Origin of the sequence: Cryobacterium sp. Hh11, from assembly GCF_004404045.1 — a bacterium.
Lineage (GTDB): Bacteria > Actinomycetota > Actinomycetes > Actinomycetales > Microbacteriaceae > Cryobacterium > Cryobacterium levicorallinum.
On sequence record NZ_SOHF01000015.1, the window covers coordinates 101,639 to 127,157 of the forward strand.

At 64.9% G+C, this 25,519-nt stretch carries 23 protein-coding genes; 22 read left to right on the plus strand and 1 reads right to left on the minus strand.

Features of this window, described 5'->3' with window-relative positions; translation table 11 throughout:
* Positions 1-414 precede the first annotated feature (414 nt).
* The gene (gene leuA, locus E3T46_RS05930) at positions 415-2,181 is read left to right on the plus strand and encodes a 2-isopropylmalate synthase (protein ID WP_134577836.1); all 1,767 of its coding nucleotides are present in this window, start codon (positions 415-417) and stop codon (positions 2,179-2,181) included.
* A 106-nt stretch (positions 2,182-2,287) separates the two neighbouring features.
* Here leuA and E3T46_RS05935 read toward each other — a convergent pair whose 3' ends face one another.
* Positions 2,288-2,977, minus strand: a complete 690-nt coding sequence (locus tag E3T46_RS05935) for a hypothetical protein (protein ID WP_198419122.1) — start codon at positions 2,975-2,977, stop codon at positions 2,288-2,290.
* A gap of 169 nt (positions 2,978-3,146) precedes the next feature.
* Here E3T46_RS05935 and recO point away from each other — a divergent pair, with 169 nt between their 5' ends.
* The 21 genes from recO to pyk all read left to right on the plus strand — a co-directional run bounded on the left by recO (position 3,147) and on the right by pyk (position 25,510).
* Positions 3,147-3,884: a DNA repair protein RecO gene (recO, locus tag E3T46_RS05940; protein WP_134577837.1), complete on the plus strand. Its 738-nt coding sequence runs from the start codon at positions 3,147-3,149 to the stop codon at positions 3,882-3,884.
* Positions 3,881-4,699 carry an isoprenyl transferase gene (locus tag E3T46_RS05945; protein ID WP_241980487.1) on the plus strand — a complete coding sequence of 273 codons (819 nt, stop codon included), beginning with the start codon at positions 3,881-3,883 and terminating at the stop codon, positions 4,697-4,699. The genes recO and E3T46_RS05945 overlap by 4 nt, the downstream gene beginning before the upstream one ends.
* 48 nt (positions 4,700-4,747) lie before the next feature.
* Positions 4,748-5,461, plus strand: coding sequence for a DsbA family oxidoreductase (locus E3T46_RS05950; RefSeq protein ID WP_198419123.1), 714 nt, complete (start codon positions 4,748-4,750; stop codon positions 5,459-5,461).
* Between the two features lie 96 nt (positions 5,462-5,557).
* On the plus strand, positions 5,558-5,689 hold the full coding sequence (locus tag E3T46_RS18675; RefSeq protein ID WP_255452953.1) for a hypothetical protein: 132 nt from the start codon (positions 5,558-5,560) through the stop codon (positions 5,687-5,689).
* Between the two features lie 135 nt (positions 5,690-5,824).
* Positions 5,825-7,012, plus strand: coding sequence for a tRNA dihydrouridine synthase DusB (gene dusB, locus E3T46_RS05955; RefSeq protein ID WP_134577838.1), 1,188 nt, complete (start codon positions 5,825-5,827; stop codon positions 7,010-7,012).
* On the plus strand, positions 7,005-8,255 hold the full coding sequence (locus E3T46_RS05960) for a deoxyguanosinetriphosphate triphosphohydrolase (RefSeq protein ID WP_134577839.1): 1,251 nt from the start codon (positions 7,005-7,007) through the stop codon (positions 8,253-8,255). Before dusB ends, E3T46_RS05960 begins: the two co-directional genes overlap by 8 nt.
* 64 nt (positions 8,256-8,319) lie before the next feature.
* Positions 8,320-8,994, plus strand: a complete 675-nt coding sequence (gene rpe, locus E3T46_RS05965; RefSeq protein ID WP_134442167.1) for a ribulose-phosphate 3-epimerase — start codon at positions 8,320-8,322, stop codon at positions 8,992-8,994.
* Between the two features lie 4 nt (positions 8,995-8,998).
* Positions 8,999-9,262, plus strand: a complete 264-nt coding sequence (locus E3T46_RS05970) for a phosphoribosyl-ATP diphosphatase (protein WP_092107778.1) — start codon at positions 8,999-9,001, stop codon at positions 9,260-9,262.
* Positions 9,263-9,333: 71 nt separating this feature from the next.
* A complete protein-coding gene (gene hisG, locus E3T46_RS05975) occupies positions 9,334-10,173 on the plus strand; it encodes an ATP phosphoribosyltransferase (protein ID WP_092448520.1) in 840 nt (279 codons plus the stop codon).
* 24 nt (positions 10,174-10,197) lie between these two features.
* Positions 10,198-10,959, plus strand: coding sequence for an imidazole glycerol phosphate synthase subunit HisF (gene hisF, locus E3T46_RS05980; protein ID WP_134577840.1), 762 nt, complete (start codon positions 10,198-10,200; stop codon positions 10,957-10,959).
* Positions 10,959-11,336: a phosphoribosyl-AMP cyclohydrolase gene (gene hisI, locus E3T46_RS05985; RefSeq protein WP_134471684.1), complete on the plus strand. Its 378-nt coding sequence runs from the start codon at positions 10,959-10,961 to the stop codon at positions 11,334-11,336. Before hisF ends, hisI begins: the two co-directional genes overlap by 1 nt.
* Positions 11,333-12,880: an anthranilate synthase component I gene (locus tag E3T46_RS05990; RefSeq protein WP_134577841.1), complete on the plus strand. Its 1,548-nt coding sequence runs from the start codon at positions 11,333-11,335 to the stop codon at positions 12,878-12,880. The genes hisI and E3T46_RS05990 overlap by 4 nt, the downstream gene beginning before the upstream one ends.
* Positions 12,880-13,569 carry a Trp biosynthesis-associated membrane protein gene (locus E3T46_RS05995; RefSeq protein ID WP_134577842.1) on the plus strand — a complete coding sequence of 230 codons (690 nt, stop codon included), beginning with the start codon at positions 12,880-12,882 and terminating at the stop codon, positions 13,567-13,569. The genes E3T46_RS05990 and E3T46_RS05995 overlap by 1 nt, the downstream gene beginning before the upstream one ends.
* 74 nt (positions 13,570-13,643) lie before the next feature.
* Positions 13,644-13,874 carry a DUF6704 family protein gene (locus E3T46_RS06000; protein WP_092448525.1) on the plus strand — a complete coding sequence of 77 codons (231 nt, stop codon included), beginning with the start codon at positions 13,644-13,646 and terminating at the stop codon, positions 13,872-13,874.
* A 19-nt stretch (positions 13,875-13,893) separates the two neighbouring features.
* Complete coding sequence (gene trpC / locus E3T46_RS06005) at positions 13,894-14,664, plus strand: indole-3-glycerol phosphate synthase TrpC (protein WP_134577843.1); 771 nt, start codon at positions 13,894-13,896, stop codon at positions 14,662-14,664.
* Positions 14,665-15,891, plus strand: a complete 1,227-nt coding sequence (trpB, locus tag E3T46_RS06010) for a tryptophan synthase subunit beta (protein WP_134577844.1) — start codon at positions 14,665-14,667, stop codon at positions 15,889-15,891.
* Positions 15,888-16,721, plus strand: coding sequence for a tryptophan synthase subunit alpha (trpA, locus tag E3T46_RS06015; protein ID WP_134577845.1), 834 nt, complete (start codon positions 15,888-15,890; stop codon positions 16,719-16,721). The genes trpB and trpA overlap by 4 nt, the downstream gene beginning before the upstream one ends.
* 94 nt (positions 16,722-16,815) lie before the next feature.
* A complete protein-coding gene (lgt, locus tag E3T46_RS06020) occupies positions 16,816-17,805 on the plus strand; it encodes a prolipoprotein diacylglyceryl transferase (protein ID WP_134577994.1) in 990 nt (329 codons plus the stop codon).
* A gap of 165 nt (positions 17,806-17,970) precedes the next feature.
* On the plus strand, positions 17,971-22,548 hold the full coding sequence (gene gltB / locus E3T46_RS06025) for a glutamate synthase large subunit (RefSeq protein WP_134577846.1): 4,578 nt from the start codon (positions 17,971-17,973) through the stop codon (positions 22,546-22,548).
* Entirely contained in the window at positions 22,541-23,998 is a 1,458-nt protein-coding gene (locus tag E3T46_RS06030; RefSeq protein ID WP_134577847.1) for a glutamate synthase subunit beta, read from the plus strand. The genes gltB and E3T46_RS06030 overlap by 8 nt, the downstream gene beginning before the upstream one ends.
* A gap of 66 nt (positions 23,999-24,064) precedes the next feature.
* On the plus strand, positions 24,065-25,510 hold the full coding sequence (pyk, locus tag E3T46_RS06035; RefSeq protein WP_134442152.1) for a pyruvate kinase: 1,446 nt from the start codon (positions 24,065-24,067) through the stop codon (positions 25,508-25,510).
* Positions 25,511-25,519 lie beyond the last annotated feature (9 nt).

The following is a 25,519-nucleotide window of genomic DNA, read 5'->3' on the forward strand; positions in this document are numbered from 1 at the left end:
GACTGCGCTACCCGGTGAAAGACTGGGCGCAGGAATCGTCCTGGGCTGTGTGGCCGGTGAGCCCGTCCAGAGCCGGAGCGGTTGGTTCCTGGGTAGCGACGGCGGTTTCGATCCGCGTCGGCGCTGACGTTTCGACGGTAACCGGGGCATCCGTTATCGGGGCACGCCCGGACGAGGTTTCCGCGTCGGGCTTCGTGCTCGTTCAAACTGACCTCGGTCTCGGGACTCGGGCAGGCGCAGCCGTTCGCCGACGCCAGCGTTGCCACGTGGTCGAAACCAGGGCAAACGGTGCTAGCCTGAAAATGTGTTGAACGGTGCGCTCCTCCTTAGCTGCCGCGACGGGTCCTAATCTAAAGGCCTCCCTCGTCGCGGCGTTCGTCGTTGGCTGTGCGACACCCACGAGGAAACAGGATCATGAAGAACAATCAGACCGCGTCCACCCTGCCGATTCACCGCTACCGCCCGTACCACGAGCAGTTCGCCGTCGAGCTGCCCGACCGTACCTGGCCGAGTAAGCGCATCACGGTTGCACCGCGTTGGTGCGCGGTCGACCTGCGGGACGGCAACCAGTCGCTCATCGACCCGATGAGCCCCGAGCGCAAGCGCATCATGTTCGACCTGCTCGTGCGCATGGGCTACAAGGAGATCGAGGTGGGCTTTCCCTCGGCGAGCCAGACCGACTTCGACTTCGTGCGCAGCCTCATCGACGAGAACGCCATCCCCGACGACGTCACGATCCAGGTGCTGACCCAGGCTCGCGAACATTTGATCAAGCGCACCTACGAGTCGATCACTGGCGCCAAACAGGCCATCGTGCACTTCTACAACTCCACCAGCATTTTGCAGCGCGAGGTGGTGTTTCGCGAGCAGAAGCAGGGCATCGTCGATCTGGCCCTGTTCGGGGCCCGCCTGTGCAAGCAGATGGAAGCGACCATTCCCGGCACGACCATCTACTACGAGTACTCGCCCGAGAGCTTCACCGGCACCGAACTCGACTTCGCCGTCGACATCTCCAACCAGGTCATCGAGATTTTGCAGCCGACCCCGGAGCGCAAGGTCATTATCAACCTGCCGGCGACCGTCGAAATGGCCACGCCCAATGTGTATGCCGATTCCATTGAGTGGATGAGCCGTCACCTGACCCAGCGCGAGAACGTGTTGATCTCACTGCACCCACACAATGACCGCGGCACCGCGATTGCCGCCGCCGAACTGGGCTACCTGGCCGGTGCCGACCGCATCGAAGGCTGCCTGTTCGGCAACGGTGAGCGCACCGGAAACGTCGACCTCGTCGCCCTCGGCGTGAACCTGTTCACACAGGGAATCGACCCACAGATCGACTTCAGCAACATCGACGAGATCAAGCGCACCGCGGAATACTGCAACCAGCTGCCCGTGCCAGAGCGCAACCCGTGGGCTGGCGACCTCGTCTTCACCGCGTTCAGCGGTTCGCACCAGGACGCCATCAAAAAGGGCTTCGAAGCGATGGATGCCGATGCCGCCAAACAGGGCTGCACGGTCAACGACCTGGTCTGGGCCGTTCCTTATCTGCCGATCGACCCCAAGGACCTCGGCCGCAGCTATGAGGCTGTGATTCGGGTCAACTCGCAGTCCGGCAAGGGCGGCGTCGCATACCTGCTCAAAACCGACCACGCCCTCGACCTGCCACGCAGGCTGCAGATCGAGTTCTCTGGCGTCGTGCAGGCCAAAACGGATGCCGAGGGTGGCGAGGTCACCAGCGAGCAGATCTGGGACATCTTCAACGACGAGTACCTGCCGGCCACGGTCAAGAACCCGGAAGCCCAGTGGGGCCGGTTCGAACTGCACTCCACCCGCACCTCGAGCGACCTGTCCGGCACCGTCGACCTCGCGGTCGAACTTCGTGACGGCGACACCGTGGCGCAGGCCACCGGCTCCGGCAACGGACCGATCAACGCGTTCCTCGGCGTCATGGCCGAGCGCGGCATCGCGATCACGCTCTACGACTACGTCGAGCACGCGCTCTCGGCCGGGGGCGACGCCCAGGCTGCCGCCTATGTCGAGCTCGACGTGAACGGCAAGCGTTACTGGGGCGTCGGCATCGACGCCGATATCTCCACCGCTTCGCTCAAGTCGGTTGTCTCCGCAGTCAACCGCGGCATTCGCGCCGAGGTCGGCGACCGGGAGCTGTCCGCCGTCTAAGCTGACAGCATCCGCTCAAACGCAACACACGAAAGCCCAGACTCTGCAGTCTGGGCTTTCGTTGCACCATCCGGGTGCGGTCGGGGGCCTGGCTGTGTGCTGGGTGCTAAGCCAGGGCTGGCAGTTGCGCCGTTCGGTCTGGTGTACGGGCGCCGAGGAGGACGCGACAATCGTTGATTGCATGGTCCAGCAGGACATACAGCCGGGCGTCCGGGTCGGAAATGCACGCCTCGCTGATGCCCTGCACGGCGACGCGAATGATCGTGTCGGCGGTGCGCGGCGTGAACTTGGTGTGCGACCAGGAATGCACGCTGCCAAGGAAGTCACGCGCCCACCGTTCGGCGTCTGGCGCTTCCTGTAGAGCAGTCCGAATGAGCGGGCCGACCCGCTCGGCGAACTGCGGGTCAAGAACGGATGCGTTCCGCTCGCAGGTCAGTACGCCCACGGCGAGCGCGCGCTGGCGTTCCAGACTCGCTGTCGGAAGGGCTTCGCAGCCAGCGCGCAGGGCGACCACGATTTCGATTCGCTTGTCGACGCGCTGATCGGAACTGGTCAGGCCGATGACCGACGGAATCAGCAGGGCGAGTCGTGACCTGGCATCGTCGGAACTGCAATCGTTGACCATCCGGGCGAGCGAGGCCAGCACCGGGTGGGTGCAGGCCGGGTGGTCGCTCCAGGACTCGCCGGCGAGGTAGGAGGCGAACTCCATGAAGCAGCCGCCACTTTTCGGAGTGCGGTGCTTGCCTCGTGACAGCACGGGCATAATGTCGGGCAGGCTGCCCTGGACTGGTTTCATGAAAAAACCTCCATACCACGGGGACTACGTGCTCTAAGTTTCCCCCCATCTGCCCGGAAAGACCAGAGCCTGCTGCGACTCGTGACACATTTTCGGCGACCGGAGGCATCCGTTTGGCAGGTACTTGAGCCGTGACCGAAGTCTGCGCGACAGAGTGGGATAATTACCTGTGCCTGTCTACCGAGATGAAGCCGTCGTGCTGCGCACCCACAAGCTGGGTGAAGCGGACCGCATCGTCACCATGCTCACTCGAGCGCACGGCAAGGTGCGCGCCGTGGCCAAGGGCGTGCGCCGCACCGGCTCCAAGTTCGGCGCCCGGCTGGAGCCGTTCATGGTCGCCGATGTGCAGCTGTACGAGGGCCGCAGCCTCGACATCATCACGCAGGCCGAGTCCCTCGGTTCCTACGGCGCCCTGATCACGGCCGACTACGGCAGCTACACCGCGGCGAGCGTCATGGTCGAAACGGCCGACAAACTCACCGAATCCGAGGGGTCGCTGCAGCAATACCTGCTGCTCGTCGGTGCGCTGCGGTCGCTGTCCCGGCAGGAGCACGGCTCCCACCTCACCCTCAACTCCTATTTATTACGTGCCGTATCGATGGCCGGCTGGGCGCCGAGCTTTCAGGACTGCGCCCGCTGCGGCGCCACGCAGTCAAGTGATGGCGGGCAACACTCGGCCATGGTCGTGCAGCTCGGTGGCATCGTCTGCGACTCTTGCGCCCCACCCGGGGCGCCGCGGCTCGACGCAGCGACGATCGGCCTACTCAGCGCCCTGCTCACCGGAGACTGGGAGCACGCCGCGGCGAGCCCAGATCGCACGCAAAACCAGGCCGCCGGAGTCGTCGCCGCCTACACCCAGTGGCACCTGGGCCGCGGGCTTCGCTCGCTGGAACACGTCGCCCGATGATGGCCAGCCTGTTCGGCCATAAACCGTTCACCCACAAGGACGCCGTCGCGTTCAAACCGCTCGACTGGACCGGCCTGTACCCGCCCGATCTGCCCCGCAAGGTCGTACCGGAGCATGTCGCCGTTGTCATGGACGGCAACGGCCGCTGGGCCAACGGCCGGGGCCTCACCCGGGTCGAAGGGCACAAGGCCGGGGAGGCAGCCCTGCTCGACGTCGTCGCCGGAGCCATTCAGATCGGCGTCAAACACCTCAGCGTGTATGCCTTCTCCACCGAAAACTGGAAGCGTTCGCCCGACGAGGTACGTTTTCTGATGGGCTTCAACCGGGACGTGCTGCACCGCCGCCGCGATCAGCTCAACGAGTGGGGCGTACGGGTCAGGTGGGCCGGGCGTAAGCCGAAGCTGTGGGCATCCGTTATTAACGAGCTGCAGTTTGCCGAGAAACTCACCGCGGGCAATGACGTGCTCACCCTCACGATGTGCGTGAACTATGGCGGGCGCACCGAGATAGCGGATGCCGTGCGCGCGCTGGCCGAGGATGTCGCCGCCGGCAGGCTGAAGCCGTCGGGAATCACCGAGAAGACCATCGCCAAGCAGTTGTACGTGCCCGAGCTGCCCGACGTCGACCTGTTCGTGCGCAGCTCGGGGGAGCAGCGCACCAGCAACTTCATGCTCTGGCAGAGCGCCTATGCCGAGATGGTTTTTCTCGACACCCTGTGGCCGGACTTCACCCGAGTCGACCTGTGGCACGCGGTCGGGCTGTATGCCGCCCGCAACCGTCGTTATGGCGGAGCGGTCGACACCCCGACGGCCTGAATATTTTGGTTGGGGAATACCGGGGCCCTGCGCCCCGTTGGCCCGAGTGTGACTGATACAACTAGTACCGAAGCGACCGCATCCGTGAGCACCGACACCATCAAGGTGGACATCTGGTCCGATGTGCAATGCCCCTGGTGCTACATCGGTAAACGCAAGTTTGAGGCCGGTGCCGCCCAGTTCGACGGCACCGTCGAGGTCGAGTATCACAGCTTTGAACTGTCACCCGATACCCCGGTCGATTACGCCGGAACGCCTGTGCAGTACCTCAGTGAGAAGAAGGGTATGCCCCTCGCCGAGGTGGAGCAGATGCTCGAGCGTGTCACCGGCATCGCCGAGAGCGTCGGCCTGCACTACGACTACGACTCCGTGCACCAGACCAACACCGTCATTTCGCACGAACTGCTGCACTACGCCAAGGCGCACGGCCGTCAGCTCGAGATGAAGGAGCGCCTACTCAAGGCCTACTTCATCGATGGCCGCCACGTTGGCCGGATCGAAGACCTCGCCGACCTCGCCGCCGAGATCGGACTCGACCGAGCCGACGTCGTGCGGTCACTCACCGCCCACGAGCACCTCGCCGCGGTCAAGGCCGACGTGGCACAGGCCGGCGCCTACGGCATCCAGGGCGTTCCGTTCTTCGTGATCGACGGCCGCTACGGCATTTCCGGCGCGCAGGATCCGACGGCGTTCACTCAGGCGCTCGACCAGGCCCGCGCCGACCGCTCGGCCAAGGCCGGGGCCGACGACGTCCCCGCGTAACCCGATACCCACCGAACTCGCGTAGCCTGACGGGTAAGCAACCAGCTGTACCCGCAGACTTCACCGTTTCACCCAATTGATTCAAGGAGATAACTCATGACTGACACCATCACTACCCCGCCCGTCTTCACCGACGCGGCCGGCCGGCCCACCATTGAGCTCTTGGGTGCACCCGCCGCAACCGACGAAGCCGCTGGCTCCTGCTGCGGTGGCGGCTGCTGCAGCTGATCTGAGCCCATTTCGTCAACAGCGCAGCTGCCGTCGCCCCTTTCCGGGCCCGGCAGCTGCGTTTCTGTGTGCACCCGGCATCCGCTCTGCAGAGGATTCGGAGCACCACGCGCTTTCTGGGAGAATTGATCCACCATGACTTCACCTACTTCCGCCGACGACCAGCGGGCGTCGATCGGCCAGTTGGCCGTTGGTCCGCTCAGTATCGGCCCGCTCACGCTTGACGTGCCCGTGGTGCTCGCGCCGATGGCCGGCATCACCAATACCGCATTTCGCCGGCTGTGCCGCGAATACGGCGCCGGACTGTTCGTGAGCGAGATGATCACCTCGCGCGCGCTCGTCGAACGCAACACCGAGACCATGCGCTTGATCACCCATCATGAGAGCGAAACCACCCGCTCCATTCAGCTCTACGGTGTCGACCCGAAAACGGTGTCCGAGGCCGTGACCATGCTCGTCGCTGAGGACCGTGCCGATCACATCGACCTCAACTTCGGTTGCCCGGTTCCCAAGGTCACCCGCAAGGGCGGGGGAGCTGCCCTGCCGTGGAAGATCGGCCTGTTCCGTCAGATCGTGGAGGCCGCAGTGACTGCGGCCGGGCCGATTCCGCTGACCGTGAAGATGCGCAAGGGTATCGACGCCGACCACCTCACCTACATTGAGGCTGGCAAGGCCGCCGCCGGAGCCGGCGTCGCCTCCATCGCCCTGCACGGCCGAACGGCCGCCGAGTTCTACTCCGGCCACGCCGACTGGTCGGCAATTGAGAAGCTCAAGAACGCCATCAGTGACGTGCCGGTGCTCGGCAACGGCGACATCTGGTCGGCCGACGACGCCCTGCGCATGGTCAGTGAAACCGGATGCGACGGCGTCGTCGTCGGGCGCGGCTGCCTCGGCCGTCCGTGGCTGTTCGGCGACCTCGCCGCTGCATTTCGCGGTCAGGAACTCAAAGCCGAACCGGGGCTCGGCCAGGTCATCAACGCCTTCCGCCGCCACGCCGAACTGCTCACCGAATACTTCGACAGCGAAGACCGGGCCTGCCGCGATATTCGCAAGCACGTCGCCTGGTACTTCAAGGGCTACCCGGTCGGTGGCGATCTGCGCGCGAGCCTGGCGATGGTGCAGTCTCTCGCGCAGCTCGACGACCTGCTCGGCACCCTCGACGCCTCGCTGCCTTACCCGGGCTCAGACGTTGAGGGCCCGCGCGGGCGCGCGGGAACACCGAAGAAACCGTCGCTGCCCGAGCACTGGCTCGAGTCTCAGGATCTTTTCGGGGCGGAGCGACTGAATTTGACCGAGGGCGAAGGGGATACCAGCGGTGGCTAACAAAACCGGATACAGCGAGACCGACGAGGCCCGCTGGTTTCCCGAAGAGCACTACTCGCGGCGGAGCGACTTTGCCCGCGACCGCGCCCGACTGCTGCACTCGAGCGCTCTGCGGCGCCTCGCGGCCAAGACGCAGGTCCTCAGTCCCACGGCGGGGCTCGACTTTGCCCGCAACCGACTGACCCACTCGCTCGAGGTCGCCCAGGTCGGGCGGGAGATCGCCTCCCGCCTCAACGTCGACCCCGACATCGTCGATACCGCCTGCCTCGCGCACGACATCGGGCATCCTCCCTTCGGACACAACGGCGAGAAGGCGCTCAGCCTGTGGTCGGAAGACATCGGCGGCTTCGAGGGGAACGCGCAGACCCTGCGATTGCTCACCCGGCTCGAGCCGAAGGTGTTTGGGCCCGACGGGCGAAGCTACGGACTCAACCTGACCCGGGCGAGCCTCGACGCAAGCTGCAAGTATCCCTGGCCAGAAGGATCCTCGGTCTATGACCCGAGCGGGCGGGCCAAGTTCGGGTTCTACCAGGACGACCTGGCCGCGTTCGAGTGGCTGCGCGAGGGAGCGCCCGACCGGCAACTCTGCATCGAAGCCCAGGTGATGGACCTCTCCGACGACATCGCGTACAGCGTGCACGACTTCGAAGACGCCATCGTCAACGGCTACGTCGACGTGGCAGCCTTGAGCAGCCGCGCAGATCACGACGAACTCCTCGCCACCATGTCGGAGTGGATCGGCGACCAGACCAGCGCCGAGGACTTGGCGACCGCGTTCAACCGGCTCGACTCCCTCGATGTCTGGATGGATTCCTGGACCGCCGGGCGACGCGACCAGGGCCACCTCAAGAACCTCACCAGCCAGCTCATCGGCCGGTTCAGCAGTGCTGCCGTACACGCCACCAAAGAAGCCCACCCCGGTGCGAACATGCTGCGGTTCGGGGCGAATGTGATCGTGCCGCGCGAGATCCAGGCCGAAATCTCGGTGCTCAAGGGCATTGTCGCGGCCTTCGTCATGACCCGCAATACCCGCAAGCCCATCTACGTGCAGCAGCGCCAGGTACTCACCCTGCTCGCCGAAACCCTGCACCAGTCCGGCGACGAACACCTCGACCCCGGCTTTCGTGAAGACTGGCACGCCGCCGACGACGATGCCGCCCGCAAGCGCGTCATCGTCGACCAGGTCGCGAGCCTCACCGACCAGTCCGCCCTGGCCTGGTACGAGCGCCTGGTGCAGGGCTAGCGCTCTGCCCGGTTTGAAGGCTCGACGCGCCGAGCGGCTCCTTCAAGCTCGATAAGCTGAACGGATGGCTACCCGCATTAATCCGAGCATCCTCGCCGCCGATTTCGCCAACTTTGAGAGCGAGCTTTCCCGCATCCGCTCCGCCGACCTCGTTCACGTCGACATTATGGACAACCACTTCGTGCCGAACCTCACCTTCGGGCTCGGCATGGTCGAGCGGCTGCAGCAGGTGTCGCCGCTGCCGCTGGACATCCACTTGATGATCGACGACCCGGAACGGTGGGCGCCCGGCTACGCCGAGGCCGGAGCCTACTCGGTCACCTTTCACGCCGAGGCGACGACCGAGCCGGTGGCGCTGGCCCGGCGGCTGCGGCAGATCGGCGCCCGCGCCGGCATCGCGCTCAAACCCGGTACCGACGTCACGCCGTACCTCGACCTGCTCGACGAGTTCGACCAGGTGCTCGTGATGACCGTCGAGCCCGGTTTTGGAGGCCAGAGCTTCATGGAAGAGACCATGCCGAAGCTTTCCCAGCTGCGATCACAGGTGGAGAAGACCGGACTCGACGTCTGGCTGCAGGTCGACGGCGGCATCACCGCGCAGACCATCGAGATCGCAGCCCGAGCCGGTGCCGACACTTTCGTGGCCGGGTCCAGTGTGTTCGGGGCCGCGAATCCGGCCGCACAGATCGGCCTGCTGCGCGAACGCGCGGCGAGTCACCGTCACGGGCGGGTAACCTAGAGTCGTGAAAACTTTCGATGACCTGTTCGTAGAACTCAGCGACAAGGCCCGCACCCGCCCGGAAGGCTCCGGCACCGTTCGTGAACTCGACGCCGGCGTGCACGCCATTGGCAAGAAGATCGTCGAAGAAGCGGCCGAAGTGTGGATGGCCGCCGAGTTTCAGAGCGATGATGAAACATCTGCGGAAATCTCCCAGCTGCTTTATCACCTGCAGGTCATGATGATCGCGAAGGGCCTCTCTCCGGCGGACATCTACCGACATCTGTGACCCGCGCCAGCTCATCCGCTGGTATCCGTCATAAATTTGTCTGGCACGAAAAACCGAGAGAGTACCCCCCCATGCTGAGAATTGCCGTGCCCAACAAGGGCTCGTTGTCTGAAACCGCCGCGCAGATGCTCGCCGAGGCCGGCTACACCGGTCGTCGCGACCCGCGCGACCTCGTCACCGCCGATCCGCGCAACGGGGTGGAATTCTTCTACCTGCGTCCGCGCGACATCGCCACCTATGTCGGCTCCGGCGCCCTCGACGTCGGAATCACCGGGCGCGACCTGCTGCTGGACTCTCACTCCAAGGCGCAGGAAATCGCCAGCCTCGACTTCGGCGACTCTACCTTTCGCTTTGCCGGACCGGCCGGGCGCTTCACCGAGCTGAAAGACCTTGACGGCCTGCGCGTCGCCACGAGCTATCCCGGCCTGGTCGAACGCTTTCTCGCCACCCACTCGGTGACCGTCGACCTGGTCGAACTCGACGGGGCCGTTGAATCGGCGGTTCAGCTCGGGGTAGCGGATGCCGTCGCCGACGTTGTCTCCACCGGCACCACACTGCGCAAGGCCGGCCTCGAAATCTTCGGACCGGTCATCCTCGAATCCACCGCCGTGCTGATCAGCTCCACCAACGACAAGGCCGGAATCGCGACGCTGCTGCGCCGCCTGCAGGGCGTGCTCGTGGCCCGCCAATACGTGCTGCTCGACTATGACATTCCGGTCGCGCTGCTCGACACGGCCGCCGCGCTTGCCCCCGGAATCGAATCGCCGACCGTGTCCTCGCTGCACGACCCTGAGTGGGCCGCCGTGCGCGTTATGATCGCCCGACTGGACATGAACAACGTGATGGACGAGCTCTACGCCATCGGTGCCAGAGCCATTCTGGTCACCACCATTCACAACGCCCGCCTCTAAGCACACGAAAGAGGACAACCAGCCATGAGCCTGAGTGTGCGCGTCATTCCCTGCCTCGACGTGGCCAACGGTCGTGTCGTCAAGGGCGTTAATTTTCAGAACCTGCGCGACGCCGGCGATCCGGTCGAACTCGCCCGTCGCTACTACGAGCAGGGCGCTGACGAGCTGACCTTTCTCGATGTGACGGCGACCGTCGATAACCGTTCGACGACCTACGACGTCGTGAGCGCGACCGCCGAGCAGGTCTTCATTCCGCTCACCGTCGGCGGCGGCATCCGCAGTGTCGAAGACGTCTCCCGGCTGCAGGCTAGCGGCGCCGACAAGGTCGGATTGAACAGCGCGGCCATCGCCCGTCCGGCGCTGATCGCCGAGATCGCCGATCGCTTCGGCGCCCAGGTGATTGTCCTCAGCCTCGATGTGAAGCGATCCGCTCGCACGGAGAGCGGCTTCGTCGTCACGACCCACGGCGGTCGCACCGAAACCGACCTGGATGCTGTGGCCTGGGCCCGGCAAGCGATCGAACTCGGCGCGGGGGAACTCCTGGTCAACTCGATCGACGCCGACGGGACCAAGGCGGGCTTCGATACCGATCTGATCGCGCTCATGCGCGCCAACAGTCGGGTTCCGGTGATCGCTTCCGGCGGGGCCGGGCGCGTGGAGGACTTTCCCCCGGCGATCCGGGCCGGCGCGGATGCCGTGCTGGCGGCATCCGTTTTTCACAACGGACAATTGGCCATCGATGATGTCAAGCGGGAGCTCGCCGCCGAGGGAATGCTGGTGCGCTAATGGCCGATGAACTGAACGCCAAACTCACCGATCAGCTCGACGCCGCGGTGTTCAACGACGCTGGGCTGCTGCCCGCGGTCATCCAGCAGTGGGACACCCACGAGGTGCTCATGCTCGGCTGGATGAACCGGGAAGCGCTGCGCCGCACCCTGACGGAGGGGCGCGTCACGTTCTGGTCGCGCAGCCGCCAGGAATTCTGGCGCAAGGGCGATACCTCCGGCCACGCCCAGTACGTGCACTCCGCTGCCTTCGACTGCGACAACGACACCCTGCTGGTGCAGGTCGACCAGGTCGGAGCCGCCTGCCACACCGGCAGCCACACCTGCTTCGACGGGCGCGACCTCGGCGTGACCACCATGGAAAGGCCCACGGAATGACCGGTAGCCCTGCAGGATCCCGCACCGCCGGCTCGACCACCCGAACGCAGTTCGATGCCCTGATCGGCGAGCACCGGGTCATTCCGGTTATCCGTGAACTCTTCGCCGACGGCGAGACCCCGGTGGGCATCTACCGCAAGCTCGCCAACGGTCTGCCCGGCAGCTTTTTGCTCGAGTCCGCCGAGCAGGGCGGCATCTGGTCGCGATTCTCCTTCGTCGGTGTTTCCTCCTTCGGAGTGCTCACGCAACAGGGCGACGAGACCCGCTGGATTGACTATGGGCTCTCCGCCGAGCGCGCACTCGGGTCCGCGGTCTCCCTCGGACCGCTCGCGGCGCTGGCGTACCTGTTCGACCGCTGGCAGACGCCGCGGCTGCCCGAACATCCGCCGCTGACCGGCGGGCTGGTCGGTTTCATCGGCTGGGAGGCGATTCGCCAGATCGAACGCCTGCCGCACCAGCCGCCGGCCGACTATGACGTTCCGGGCCAGTCCTTCAGCTTTGTCGCCGACTTGGTCGTGCTCGACCACAAATACGGCACCGTGCAGCTCATCGCCAACGTGCTGAACGATGGCACCGACACGCCCGATGAGCTCTGGGCTGCCGCGAGCGAGCGCCTCGATTCGCTGCAGGGCCGACTCGCCGCGCCCAGCGAAGCGTGGCTGGCCGAGGTCGACCTGCAAGTACCGAGCTCGCCGAGCAATCGCACCACCCGCGACGACTTTCTCACCGCCGTCAATATCGGCAAGCAGCACATCGTCGACGGCGATGTGTTTCAGGTGGTCATCTCGCAGCGCTTCGACCAGGTCTGCACCGCGCACCCCATCGACGTCTACCGGGTGTTGCGCAGCCTAAACCCCAGCCCGTACATGTACCTGCTCAGCCTCGAAACGCACGAAGGCGACCCATACTGGATCGTCGGATCCTCGCCGGAAGCTCTGGTCAAGGTGCAAGACCAACGCGTCTTCACCCACCCGATCGCCGGTTCCAAACCGCGGGGAACGACACCGGATGCCGACGCCGATTACGCGATCGAGCTCGCCGAAGATCCCAAGGAACGGGCCGAACACCTCATGCTCGTCGACCTCGCCCGCAACGACCTGCTCAAGGTATGCACGGCCGGCTCGGTCGAGGTGACCGAGTTCATGCGTATCGAACGATTCAGCCACATCATGCACCTCGTCTCCTCGGTCGAGGGCGACCTGGTTCCCGGCAAGACCGCGATCGACGTCTTCCGCGCCACCTTCCCGGCCGGTACGCTCTCTGGCGCGCCGAAACCGCGGGCGCTCGAGATCATCGACGCCCTCGAACCGGCCCAGCGCGGCGTGTACGGGGGAGTGGTCGGCTACTTCGGTTTCGCCGGCGACGCCGACCTCGCCATTGCCATTCGCACCGCCACGATCAAGGACGGTATCGCACGAGTGCAGGCCGGCGGCGGCGTCGTCACCGATTCCGACCCCGCGTCCGAGTACCAGGAGTCGCAGAACAAGGCGGCAGCCCCGCTGCGAGCCGTCGCCGTCGCCAACGCCATGCGGAGGGTGCACTAATGGCAGAACGGATGTCAGCGCGTCGCCTGAAACTCGTTTTCATCCTCTCCGTTTTGGCGGCGAGTTCGCTCGCCATGCTGGCCTGGACCCAGGTCTGGGTGCAGGCCGAAGTCGGACTCCCCGATGCCGGCACCCAGGTCTTGGAGATCGACGGAGCCATTGCCGCGCCAGCGTTGACCGCCCTCGCGCTCTCCGGCTTCGCCCTCGCCGCAGCGCTCACCATCGCCGGGCGGCTGATTCGCATCGTGCTCGGTGCCCTTGAGGTGCTCCTCGGCTTCTCGGTGTTTCTCGCCGCGTTCCTGGCGGTGCGAGACCCCGCCGATGCCAGCGCCGCAGCGGTGACCGCCGCCACGGGAATAGCCGGTCACGAGTCGATTCAGTTGAGCGTGCTCGGCACGGTCATCACACCCTGGCCGTTCGTGGCGATGGGTGCTGCGATCGTCATGGCGGGTGTTGGTGTGGCCATTATCGTCACGAGCGGTCGGTGGCCGGGTCCGACCCGTAAGTATCAGGCCGTTCGGTTTGAACAAGTGGCTTCGCCCCACGGCGCACAACCACTGGCAACCCCGGCCGAGCCCGCCGCGAACGACTCCGCCGCGAACGACTCCGCCGCGAACGACTCCGCCGCGAACGACTCCGTCGGCGACTGGGACGACCTCAGCCGCGGCGGTGACCCGACCGTACGCTGAAGCGCTCGCATCCGCTCCGCTAGACTTGACGTGCTTGTCAACGTACACAGCAGAATGTATTTACGAGGAGAACCATGAGCATCGATACGTCAGATCCCGGACACGGCCACTCCCCGGCGGCCTGGACCGCTGTCATCATCATGCTGGTGGCGTTCACCATCGGTACGACCGCATTCTTCTTCGAGCTGCCCTGGTTGGTCTGGGCCTCCTTCGGCCTGCTGCTCGCCGGTCTCGTTGTTGGCTATGTGATGAGCAAGGTTGGCTATGGCGTAAACACCATGACCGCCACGCCGCACGGTCACTGACCCGCTGCGCGGCCACCTGGTGCTCCAAGAACTTCTCGCAGGCGCGGTTTCCGACGCCGAAGAACGCCTACTCACCCGCCCGTTCGCGAGCGTGGAAGCCGCTGCGCGCGTCCGCCCGCCCGCACTCGATGCCCTGCACGCCCTTGCTCCCACCGAACGGGTCAAGATTCTCGCCGAGATCAAACGGGCGAGCCCGAGCCGCGGCACCCTCGCTGCCATCACCGACCCGGCAGCGCTGGCTGTCTCCTATGAGGCTGGCGGGGCAAGCGCCATCAGCGTGCTCACCGAGGGACGACGTTTTCACGGCTCGCTGACCGACCTCGAGCAGGTGCGCGCTGCGGTGAGCATTCCGATTCTGCGCAAGGACTTCATTGGAACGCCGTACCAGGTGTTCGAGGCCCGCGCGGCTGGAGCCGATCTAGTGCTGCTCATCGTCGCCGCTCTCGACCAGGCCACCCTGCTGTCCCTGCACGACCTCATCCGTGAGCTCGGCATGACGGCGTTGGTTGAAACGCACAGTGGGGATGAGGTCAGTCGCGCCCTCGACATCGGCGCCAGCCTGGTCGGGGTCAACGCCCGCGACCTGTCAACCTTTGAACTTGACCAGAACCTGTTCGGCACCCTCGCCGACAAAATCCCCTCCGGCGTTATTCGCGTCGCCGAGTCCGCCGTCAAGACAGCAGCCGATGTTGCGCACTACCGCGCAGCCGGAGCCGATGTTGTCCTGGTCGGCGAAGCGCTTGTTACGAGTGATCCCATCCGAACCCTCTCTGAGTTTTTGGCGGTATAAATGTCTTTACGAGAAGAATCCTTACGTGCAGAATCCGGCCCATATTTCGGGGAATTCGGCGGCAGGTTCGTGCCCGAGTCCCTCGTTGCAGCGCTCGATGAACTCACCGCGGAATACGAACTCGCCAAGAAGGATCCAGCCTTCGCCGCGGCGCTGATGGACCTGCACATCAATTACACCGGTCGTCCGTCGATCATTACCGAGGTGCCGCGCTTCGCCGAGCACGCCGGTGGCGCCCGCATCATTCTCAAGCGTGAAGATCTCAACCACACCGGTTCGCACAAGATCAACAACGCTCTCGGCCAGGCTCTACTCACCAAGCGCATCGGTAAAACTCGAGTCATCGCCGAAACCGGAGCTGGCCAGCACGGAGTTGCCACCGCCACTGTCGCCGCCCTGTTCGGGCTCGAATGCGTCGTCTATATGGGCGAGGTCGACACCGAGCGGCAGGCCCTGAACGTGGCCCGCATGCGCCTGCTGGGTGCCGAGGTCGTTCCGGTCAAGACCGGCTCCCGCACCCTGAAGGACGCGATCAACGACGCCATGCGCGATTGGGTCACCAACGTCGAGACGACCAATTATATTTTCGGAACCGTGGCCGGGCCGCATCCGTTCCCCGCCATGGTCCGCGACTTTCAAAAGATCATCGGCGAGGAGGCTCGCCAACAGGTTCTCGACCTGACTGGCAGCCTGCCGGATGCCGTCACGGCCTGTGTCGGCGGCGGCTCTAACGCCATGGGCATCTTCCACGCGTTTCTGGACGATGCCGATGTCGCGTTGTACGGCTACGAAGCGGCCGGAGACGGCGTCGATACACCGCGCCACGCAGCGACCATCACCAAGGGACGCCCCGGTGTGCTGCACGGCGCCCGCAGCATGCTGCTGCAGGACGAAGACGGCCAGACCGTTGAATCGCACTCGATCTCAGCGGGCCTTGACTATCCCGGCGTCGGCCCGGAGCACGCCTGGCTCTCCAGCATCGGCCGGGCGACGTACCTGCCGATCACCGACGACGACGCGATGAGCGCACTGCGGCTGCTCAGCCGTACGGAAGGAATCATCCCGGCGATCGAGTCCTCGCACGCCCTGGCCGGCACGCTCGAGCTCGGCCGGAAGCTCGGCCCGGACGCGACCATTCTGATCAACCTCAGCGGCCGCGGCGACAAAGACATGGAAACAGCCGGCCGGTACTTCGACCTGCTCGACGAAGGCGCGGAACAATCATGACGGTCACAGCACCCAACGACACCGTGAGCACGGTCGAACAGACCATCGCACGGCGACGCACCGAGGGCGGCGGCGCTCTCATCGGCTACCTGCCGGTCGGTTTCCCGACCCTGACTGAGAGCATTGACGCCGCCGTGGCGCTCGTCGCCAACGGCGTCGACATCATTGAACTCGGTCTGCCCTATTCCGACCCCGTCATGGACGGCCCGGTCATTCAGGCTGCCACGCAGCAGGCCCTGGCGAACGGCTTCAAGCTGCGCCACGGATTCGAAGCCGTCAAGGCGATCACCGCACAGGTCGACGCCCCCATTCTCGTGATGACCTACTGGAACCCGGTGGTGCAGTACGGCGTCGAGCGTTTCGCCGACGACCTGCGTGCCGCGGGTGGTGCCGGCCTGATCACCCCCGACCTTATTCCCGACGAGGCCGCAGATTGGATGGCCGCGAGCGTACGCACCGGACTGGACCGGGTCTTCCTCGCCGCGCCGTCCTCCTCGGACGCCCGATTGGTGCAGGCGATTGAAGCGAGCCGTGGCTTTGTTTACACCGTCTCAACGATGGGCACGACCGGCGCCCGCGCCGGGGTCGATTCTGCCGCTCGTCTTCTGGTGGAACGTCTCCGCGCTATCGGCTGCACGAGCGCTTGTGTCGGGCTGGGCATCTCGACTCCCGAGCAGGTACGGGAAATTCTCGGCTATGCCGACGGCGCAATCGTTGGGTCGGCCCTCGTGAAGGCGCTCACCGACGGGGGAGTCACCGCCGTAGCGCGGCTGGCCCTAGAACTCGCCGCGGGCGCGAGCGATATTCGCCCGGCCTCCGCGTCCCTGTAATCGCAGGCGCGCTCTACACTAAATTGTTCGAGGCGATCGATTATTTTCGCCCCAAGTGACGCGAGTCACGATGAAAGGTAGTACCTAGGTGTTGTTGAGTCTCCTGAGCACGAGTATTCCGAGCCCCGAGTGGCAGTTCTTCGACCTCGGCCCGTTCCGCATCCACGCCTATGCGCTGTGTATTCTCGCCGGAATCGTCCTCGCCACCATCATCACCTCGCGCCGCCTGACCAGGCGCGGTGCCGAGCCGGGCGTTGTGCTCGACATCATCCTCTGGGCCGTTCCCCTCGGCATTGTCGGAGCCCGCATTTATCATGTTCTGACGCACCCGGGAGACTACTTCTTTGATGGAGCGGACCTGCTCCGCACCCTGTACATTTGGGAAGGCGGAAACGCCATCTTCGGGTCGCTGATCGGCGGCGCCGTCGGCGCCTATATCGGCTGCCGGATGGCCGGCATCCGTTTCTGGAGCTTCGCGGATGCTGTTGCTCCCGCTTTGTTGGTGGCCCAGGCCACCGGTCGGCTCGGCAACTGGTTCAACCACGAGCTGTTCGGGCTGCCGACGACCCTGCCGTGGGGGCTGGAAATCGAGCCCGGCAATGCAGCCTTCCCGGTCGGACTGCCGGCCGACACACTGTTCCACCCGACTTTTCTCTACGAAATCATCTGGAATCTGATCGGCGTCGCCGTCATCCTCTACCTCGAGCGTAAATTTCGTCTGCGTTTCGGTCAGACGCTTGGCGTATATCTCATCTGGTATGGACTGGGTCGCAGCTTTTTTGAGTCGATTCGCATTGACCCGAGCGAGATCTACTTCGGAATCCGCACCAACGTCTGGGCCGCTCTGGCCGCCATCGTGCTCGGCCTGGTGATTATCCTCGTGCAACGTCACCGTCACCCCGGACTAGAGATCAGCCCTTATGTTCCCGGTCGGGAATGGAATGGCCCGGACGCTGGGGTAGAATTAGATGACAGCGATTCGGATGATCTTGATCAAAGCTCCGAGGATCAGGGCGATGATGCCGATGAACACACCGAATCACCCGAGGCCGCAGCCACAAGCACGAGCGCGTCGCGTCTGTAGACTCACGTCGGTTGAATCCCAACCGACGCACTCGTAGCGCTGCCCGGTCAGGGCAAACTCGAACAGGGCCGAACTCGATCAGGGTTCCCGCTACAAGTCCCTGCACACATTTCCTTCGGGCCAGCGTCGTCCCTTACTGCTAGTCATTTCGTGAGGACGGTCTCAATGCCGCAGAAACCTCTCTATTCCCGCTTCAGCAGCATGCCCGAAGCGGCCGGTTTGTACGACCCCGCCGCCGAACGCGATGCGTGCGGCCTTGCCATGGTGGCGACCCTGCGGGGCACCGCGGGGCACGACATTATCACCTTGGCCCTCGACGCGCTGCGCAATCTTGAACACCGCGGTGCGGTCGGTTCCGACGCTGGGACCGGTGACGGTGCCGGCATTATCACCCAGATACCGGACGCCTTCCTGCGCGCCGTGACGGATTTCGCGCTTCCCCCCGTTGGCCAGTACGCCGTCGGTAACGTCTTTCTGCCGACCGACCCGACCGCGCGCACGGCCATCAAGCGGGCCATCAGCCTGATCGCCGACGAGGAAAGCCTCACCATCCTCGGCTGGCGGGAGGTTCCGGTGCATCCGGAAGACCTCGGCAGCCAGGCGCGTGCGAACATGCCGGCTATCCAACAGCTGTTCGTGCAGAGCACCCGAACGACCGAGTCCGGCGACCTGCTCGGCGACATCGCGCTCGACCGACAGACCTTTCGGCTGCGGAAGCGGGCCGAGCGTGAGCTCGAGATCTATTTCGTCTCGCTGTCCTGCCGCACCCTGGTCTACAAGGGCATGGTCACCACCTTGCAGCTCGAACCGTTCTACCCCGACCTGTCGGACGAACGATTCGTATCGACGCTCGCCCTGGTGCACTCGCGTTACTCCACCAACACTTTCCCGTCCTGGCCGCTCGCCCAGCCGTTCCGCATGATCGCCCACAACGGCGAGATCAATACGGTGCAGGGAAACCGCAACTGGATGCGCGCCCGCCAGTCCCAGCTCGAGTCCGAACTGCTCGGTGACCTCGCACCCCTGCTGCCGATCGTCACGCCCGGAGCGAGCGACTCGGCGTCCTTCGATGAGGTCGTCGAACTGCTCAGCCTGTCTGGTCGGTCGCTGCCGCACGCCATCATGATGATGGTGCCCGAGGCCTGGGAGAACCAGACCGACCTCGACGACGAACGTCGTGACTTCTACGAATATCACTCCATGCTCATGGAACCGTGGGACGGACCAGCTGCGATCGTCTTCACCGACGGCTCTCTCGTCGGCGCCACCCTCGACCGCAACGGCCTGCGTCCCGGTCGCTACCTCATCACCGACGACGGCCTCGTCGTGCTCGCGAGTGAGATCGGCGTGCTCGGAATCGACCCGGCGCGGGTTGTGCGCAAGGGCCGCCTGCGCCCCGGCCAGATGTTCCTGGTCGACACAGTGGCCGGCCGCATCATCGATGACTGGGAGATCAAGGCCGAACTGTCGGCCAGCGAACCCTGGGGCGACTGGCTGCAGAAGGGACGTATCAACCTCAAGGACCTACCGGAACGGGAGCACATCGTGCACCCGCCGGCATCCGTTGTACGTCGTCAGCGCACCTTCGGCTACACCGAAGAAGAGGTGCGCATGCTGCTCACCCCGATGGCACGCACCGGAGCCGAACCACTCGGCGCCATGGGCAGCGACACCCCCATCGCGGTTTTGAGCGACCGCCCGCGCCTCATGTTCGACTACTTCACCCAGCAGTTCGCGCAGGTCACCAACCCGCCGCTCGACTCGATTCGCGAAGAAGTCGTCACGAGCCTCAAGCTCGGCCTCGGCCCTGAGCGCAACCTGCTCACGGCCGGTCCGGAACATGCCCGCCAGGTCATTCTCGATTTTCCGGTCATCGACAACGATGAACTGGCCAAGATCCAGCACATCGACCCCGCCGTCGGCAGCCGGACCACCACGACCATTCGCGGCCTGTACCGCTTCGAAGAGGGCGCAGACGCCCTGGCCAAGCGGCTCGCCGCGATCTGCGTCGAGGTCGACGAGGCGATCGAAGCCGGCGCGCTGTTCATCGTGCTGAGTGACCGCGACTCCAACCAGGACCTCGCCCCGATCCCGTCGCTGCTCATGATCGCCGCCGTGCACCACCACCTGATCCGCACCGAAAACCGCATGAAGGTCGGCATCGTGGTCGAGGCCGGCGACGTGCGCGAGGTGCACCACGTGGCCCTGCTCATGGGTTACGGCGCCTCAGCCGTCAATCCGTACCTCGCCATGGAAACCTGCGAAGACCTCGTGCGCAGCGGCATCATCACCAACGTCACGCCCGAAAAGGCCGTGCGCAACGTGATCAAGGCTCTCGGCAAGGGCGTGCTCAAAATCATGTCCAAGATGGGTATCTCCACCGTGTCGTCCTACGCTGGCGCGCAGACCTTCGAGGCCGTCGGCCTCGCTCAGTCCTTCGTCGACCAGTACTTCACCGGAACTACGAGCAAGCTCGGCGGCGTCGGCATCGACGTGATCGGTGTCGAAAACCTGGCCAGGCACGCATCCGCTTACCCAATGGATGCCGCGGTGACCGCACACGAGCGCCTCGCGACCGGCGGAGAATACCAGTGGCGCCGGGACGGTGCCCCGCACCTGTTCAACCCGGAGACCATCTTCCGGCTGCAGCACGCCACCCGCACCAAGCGCTATGACATCTTCCGCGAGTACACGAAGATGGTCGACGACCAGGCTGAATCGCTCATGACGCTGCGCGGTATGTTCACCCTCAGTGCCGGCCAGCGCACGCCCGTGCCGCTCGACGAGGTCGAATCGGTGTCGCAGATCGTGAAGCGGTTCTCGACCGGAGCGATGAGCTATGGTTCGATCTCGCAGGAAGCGCACGAAACCCTCGCCATCGCGATGAACCGCCTTGGCGGCAAGTCGAACACCGGCGAGGGCGGCGAAGACCTCGACCGTCTGCTCGACCCGACTCGGCGCAGCGCGGTGAAGCAGGTCGCCTCGGGGCGGTTTGGCGTGACCAGCATGTACCTGACCCATGCCGACGATATCCAGATCAAGCTCGCGCAGGGCGCCAAGCCCGGTGAGGGCGGGCAGCTGCCGTCCACCAAGGTGTACCCGTGGATCGCCCGTACCCGGAACGCCACGGCCGGCGTCGGCCTCATCTCGCCGCCGCCGCACCACGACATCTACTCGATTGAAGACCTCAAGCAGCTCATTTTCGACCTGAAGCGGGCCAACCCGAAGGCGCGCATCCACACCAAACTGGTCAGCCAGTCCGGTATCGGCGCCGTCGCGGCGGGGGTTGCCAAGGCGCTTTCCGACGTGATTTTGATCAGCGGGCACGACGGCGGAACGGGTGCGAGCCCGGTTAACTCGCTCAAGCACGCCGGCACGCCGTGGGAACTCGGCCTCGCCGAGACGCAGCAGACGCTCATGCTCAACGGCATGCGCGACCGCGTTGTGGTGCAGGTCGACGGCCAGCTGAAAACCGGACGCGACGTTTTGATCGGTGCCCTGCTCGGCGCCGAAGAATTCGGTTTCGCCTCAGCCCCGCTCGTGGTCGCCGGCTGCATCATGATGCGCGTCTGCCACCTTGACACCTGCCCGGTCGGTGTCGCTACCCAGAACCCGGACCTACGCAAGCGCTTCAATGGTCAGGCCGACCACGTCGTGAACTTCTTCGAGTTCATCGCCCAGGAAGTACGCGAGTACCTCGCCGAACTCGGATTCCGCAGCCTTGACGAGGCCATCGGACACAGTGAAGTCCTGAACGTGAACCGTGCGCTCACCCATTGGAAGGCACAGGGGCTGGACCTCTCGCCCATTCTCAGCGGACCGGATTTCTCCGAGAGCGAACCGCGCAAGTGGGCCAGGGCCCAGGAGCACGAACTCGAGAAGCACTTCGACAATGAGCTGATTCGTCGAAGCCGGAGCGTGCTCGAACACGGCGGCACGGTGCAGATCGATCTGCCGATTCGCAATACCGAACGCGCCGTTGGCACCATGCTCGGCCACGAGGTCACCCTGCGGCACGGCGAAAACGGCCTGCCCGCTGGGTCGATCGAGGTCAGGCTGACCGGTTCCGCCGGACAGTCCTTCGGGGCGTTCCTGCCGAGCGGGATCACTCTGCGGCTCGAGGGCGAATCCAACGACTACGTCGGCAAGGGCCTGTCGGGTGGACAGATCATTGTGCGCCCCGACCGAACCAGCCAGTTTCCTGCCGAGGACAACGTCATCGCCGGCAACGTAATCGGTTACGGAGCCACGCAGGGCAGCATGTTCATTCGCGGCATCGTCGGCGAACGGTTCCTGGTGCGCAACTCCGGTGCCGTCGCCGTCGTCGAGGGCGTGGGGGACCACGCGCTCGAGTACATGACCGGCGGAGTCGCCCTCATCCTCGGCGAGACCGGGCGCAACCTCGGTGCCGGCATGAGTGGTGGCACGGCCTACGTCTACGGACTCACCGCCGAACGAGTCAACCGCGACGCGCTCACCTCGGGTGAGCTGCGGCTGCTTGCCCTCGACAGCGTCGACCGTGAAATTGTGCGCGACCTGCTCGAACAACACCGGGACCAGACTGACTCGGCACTTGCCAAGCGGATGCTGGAAAACCTGCAAGAAACCATGAACGCTTTTATCAAGGTGCTGCCGCGCGACTACGCGGCCGTGCTGGAGACCAGGCAGACGGCCGTCGACGAGGGACTCGATCCCGACGGTCTCGTTGTTTGGAATCGAATTCTGGAGGTAACCAATGGCTGATCCGAAGGGATTTCTCAAGGACACGGAACGCGAGCTTCCCGCTCGACGGCCTGTGGCCATCCGCTTGATGGACTGGAAAGAGGTCTACGAGCAGGGTGACGCGGCCGTACTCAAACGGCAGGCCGGCCGCTGCATGGACTGCGGCGTACCGTTCTGTCACCAGGGCTGCCCGCTCGGTAACCTCATTCCCGAGTGGAACGACCTGGTCTGGCGCGACGAGGGCCGAGCGGCCATCGAACGCCTGCACTCGACCAACAACTTTCCCGAGTTCACCGGACGGCTCTGCCCGGCGCCCTGTGAATCGTCGTGCGTCCTCGGCATCAATCAGCCTGCCGTCACCATCAAGCAGGTCGAGGTGTCGATTATTGACCAGGCCTTCGCCAAGGGCTGGGTGCAGCCGCAACCGCCCGGACGCCTGACCGGCAAGACGGTCGCCGTCGTCGGCTCCGGCCCCGCCGGCCTGGCCGCAGCCCAGCAGCTGACCCGCGCCGGCCACACGGTCGCCGTGTTCGAACGCGACGACCGTATCGGGGGGCTGCTGCGCTATGGCATTCCCGACTTCAAGATGGAGAAGAAACACCTCGAACTGCGCCTCGCGCAGATGACGGCGGAGGGAACCCGGTTCCGCGCCAACGTCAACATCGGTGTGGACATCACCTGGGACGACCTGCGCGCCCGGTATGACGCGGTCGTGGTGGCGACCGGAGCCATGGTTCCCCGGGACCTGCCGATTCCCGGGCGCGACCTGCCCGGCGTGCACTTCGCCATGGAATACCTCGTGCAGCAGAACAAGTTAGGCGCCGGCGGAAGCCTCGAAGCGCAGATCACGGCTGAGGGCAAGCACGTCGTGGTGCTCGGTGGTGGTGACACCGGAGCTGACTGCATCGGCACAGCGCACCGCCAGCTGGCAGCATCCGTCACCAACCTGGCGATCGGCAAGCAGCCGGGCACGACCCGCCCGGACAGCCAGCCGTGGCCGATGTCGCCGACCCTGTTCGAGATGTCGAGCGCACACGAAGAGGGCGGCACCCGCCAATACCTCGCGTCGACGGTCGAATTTCTGGCCAACGACTTCGGTGAGGTGCGTGCCATTCGCATTGCCGAAACCGAATACCTCGACGGACGTCGCGTTCCCAAGGCCGGCACGGAGAAGGAAATTCCTGCTGACCTCGTGCTGCTCGCGATGGGGTTCACCGGGCCGGAATCGGACGAACTCAGCCACCAGCTGAAGCTTCCCTTCGACAACCGCGGCAACGTGGAACGCGACGGCAACTACCAGACCAGCCACGAGGGTGTCTTCGTCGCCGGGGACGCCGGTCGCGGCCAGTCCCTGATCGTCTGGGCCATCGCTGAAGGACGAGCCGCAGCGGCCGCGGTTGACCAGTTCCTGGAAGGCAAGACGCAATTGCCGTCTCCCGTGAAGCCGACCGACCGGTCCTTCGCTCTCTAACCCTGAGTTTTCCCTCACTACGCTGTAATTGCGCCCTCCGGGCGCGGAAATTGGAGATTCACCAGTATGAGACGCGCAAAAATCGTTGCCACCCTCGGGCCGGCAGCGTCCAGCTACGAGCAGATCAGGGCGCTCATTGACGCGGGCGTTGACGTCTGTCGCATGAACCTGAGCCACGGCAACTATCAGGTACACGAAAGCGTGTACGCCAACGTGCGCAAGGCCGCGAACGACTCTGGCCGCGCCGTCGCCGTCATGGTCGACCTGCAGGGCCCGAAGATTCGTCTCGGCAAGTTCGAGGGCGGCCCGTACGACCTCGCCGTCGGCGATATCTTCAAGATCACCACCGAAGATGTGCTCGGCACCAAGGAACTGTCCGGCACGACCTTCAAGGGTCTGCCGCACGATGTGCACCCGGGCGACTTTCTGCTCATCGACGATGGCAAGGTCAAGGTGCAGGTCGTTGAAACGGATGGCGTCGTCGTCACGACCAAGGTCATCGTTGCCGGTCCCGTCTCCAACAACAAGGGCATCAACCTGCCCGGCGTGGCCGTCAACGTGCCCGCCCTGTCCGAGAAGGACGAAGCGGACCTGCGCTGGGGCCTCCGCCTCGGCACCGACCTCATCGCGCTCTCCTTCGTGCGCAGCGCCGAGGACATCACCCGCGTGCACGAGATCATGGCCGAAGAAGGCCGTCGCGTTCCGGTGATCGCCAAGATCGAAAAGCCGCAGGCCGTCGACAACCTCGAAGAGATCGTCGACGCCTTCGACGCGATCATGGTCGCCCGTGGCGACCTCGGAGTTGAGCTCCCGCTCGAAGCCGTGCCGATCGTGCAGAAGCAGGCCGTTGAGATCGCCCGCCGCATGGCCAAGCCGGTCATCGTCGCCACGCAGATGCTCGAATCCATGATTCTGAGCCCGGTGCCCACCCGCGCCGAAACCAGCGACGTCGCCAACGCCGTGCTCGACGGTGCGGATGCCGTCATGCTCAGCGGTGAGACCAGCGTCGGAGAGTACCCCGTCGTCACGGTGCAGACCATGGCTCGTATTGTGGAATCCACCGAGATTCACGGCCTGGAGCGCATCGGCAAGCTCACCAATCGTCCGCGCACCCAGGGTGGCGCCATCACGCTGGCCGCCATCGAGGTCGCCGAGTTCGTTGACGCCAAGTTCCTGTGCATTTTCACCGAGTCCGGTGACTCAGCGCGACGCATGTCGCGGCTGCGTTCGAAGATTCCGATGCTGGCGTTCACGCCGGAGCCGGGCATCCGTCGTCGTCTGGCCCTCACCTGGGGCATCCAGACCTACCTGGTGGAGCCGGTGACCCACACCGACGCCATGTTCGGTCAGGTCGATGACATTCTCATCGGTCAGGGCCTTGCCGAAGTCGGTGACAAGGTCGTCGTCATCTCCGGTTCCCCTCCCGGAATTGTCGGCTCGACCAACGACATTCGCGTGCACCGCGTGGGCGACGCCCACAACGAGGTCGCACCGGCGTACGTCAAGAAGTAAGCCTTAACG

What these genes read in the sequence shown, in the direction of transcription:
- E3T46_RS05990 (WP_134577841.1), top strand. Translation starts at nt 11,333, where the DNA reads ATGACCGGTAGCCCTGCAGGATCCCGCACCGCCGGCTCGACCACCCGA.
- E3T46_RS05995 (WP_134577842.1), top strand. Translation starts at nt 12,880, where the DNA reads ATGGCAGAACGGATGTCAGCGCGTCGCCTGAAACTCGTTTTCATCCTC.
- E3T46_RS18675 (WP_255452953.1), top strand. Translation starts at nt 5,558, where the DNA reads ATGACTGACACCATCACTACCCCGCCCGTCTTCACCGACGCGGCCGGC.
- E3T46_RS05935 (WP_198419122.1), bottom strand. Translation starts at nt 2,977, where the DNA reads ATGAAACCAGTCCAGGGCAGCCTGCCCGACATTATGCCCGTGCTGTCA.
- E3T46_RS05945 (WP_241980487.1), top strand. Translation starts at nt 3,881, where the DNA reads ATGATGGCCAGCCTGTTCGGCCATAAACCGTTCACCCACAAGGACGCC.
- leuA (WP_134577836.1), top strand. Translation starts at nt 415, where the DNA reads ATGAAGAACAATCAGACCGCGTCCACCCTGCCGATTCACCGCTACCGC.
- pyk (WP_134442152.1), top strand. Translation starts at nt 24,065, where the DNA reads ATGAGACGCGCAAAAATCGTTGCCACCCTCGGGCCGGCAGCGTCCAGC.
- trpB (WP_134577844.1), top strand. Translation starts at nt 14,665, where the DNA reads ATGTCTTTACGAGAAGAATCCTTACGTGCAGAATCCGGCCCATATTTC.
- dusB (WP_134577838.1), top strand. Translation starts at nt 5,825, where the DNA reads ATGACTTCACCTACTTCCGCCGACGACCAGCGGGCGTCGATCGGCCAG.
- rpe (WP_134442167.1), top strand. Translation starts at nt 8,320, where the DNA reads ATGGCTACCCGCATTAATCCGAGCATCCTCGCCGCCGATTTCGCCAAC.
- trpA (WP_134577845.1), top strand. Translation starts at nt 15,888, where the DNA reads ATGACGGTCACAGCACCCAACGACACCGTGAGCACGGTCGAACAGACC.
- hisI (WP_134471684.1), top strand. Translation starts at nt 10,959, where the DNA reads ATGGCCGATGAACTGAACGCCAAACTCACCGATCAGCTCGACGCCGCG.
- E3T46_RS06030 (WP_134577847.1), top strand. Translation starts at nt 22,541, where the DNA reads ATGGCTGATCCGAAGGGATTTCTCAAGGACACGGAACGCGAGCTTCCC.
- gltB (WP_134577846.1), top strand. Translation starts at nt 17,971, where the DNA reads ATGCCGCAGAAACCTCTCTATTCCCGCTTCAGCAGCATGCCCGAAGCG.
- hisF (WP_134577840.1), top strand. Translation starts at nt 10,198, where the DNA reads ATGAGCCTGAGTGTGCGCGTCATTCCCTGCCTCGACGTGGCCAACGGT.
- hisG (WP_092448520.1), top strand. Translation starts at nt 9,334, where the DNA reads ATGCTGAGAATTGCCGTGCCCAACAAGGGCTCGTTGTCTGAAACCGCC.
- E3T46_RS06000 (WP_092448525.1), top strand. Translation starts at nt 13,644, where the DNA reads ATGAGCATCGATACGTCAGATCCCGGACACGGCCACTCCCCGGCGGCC.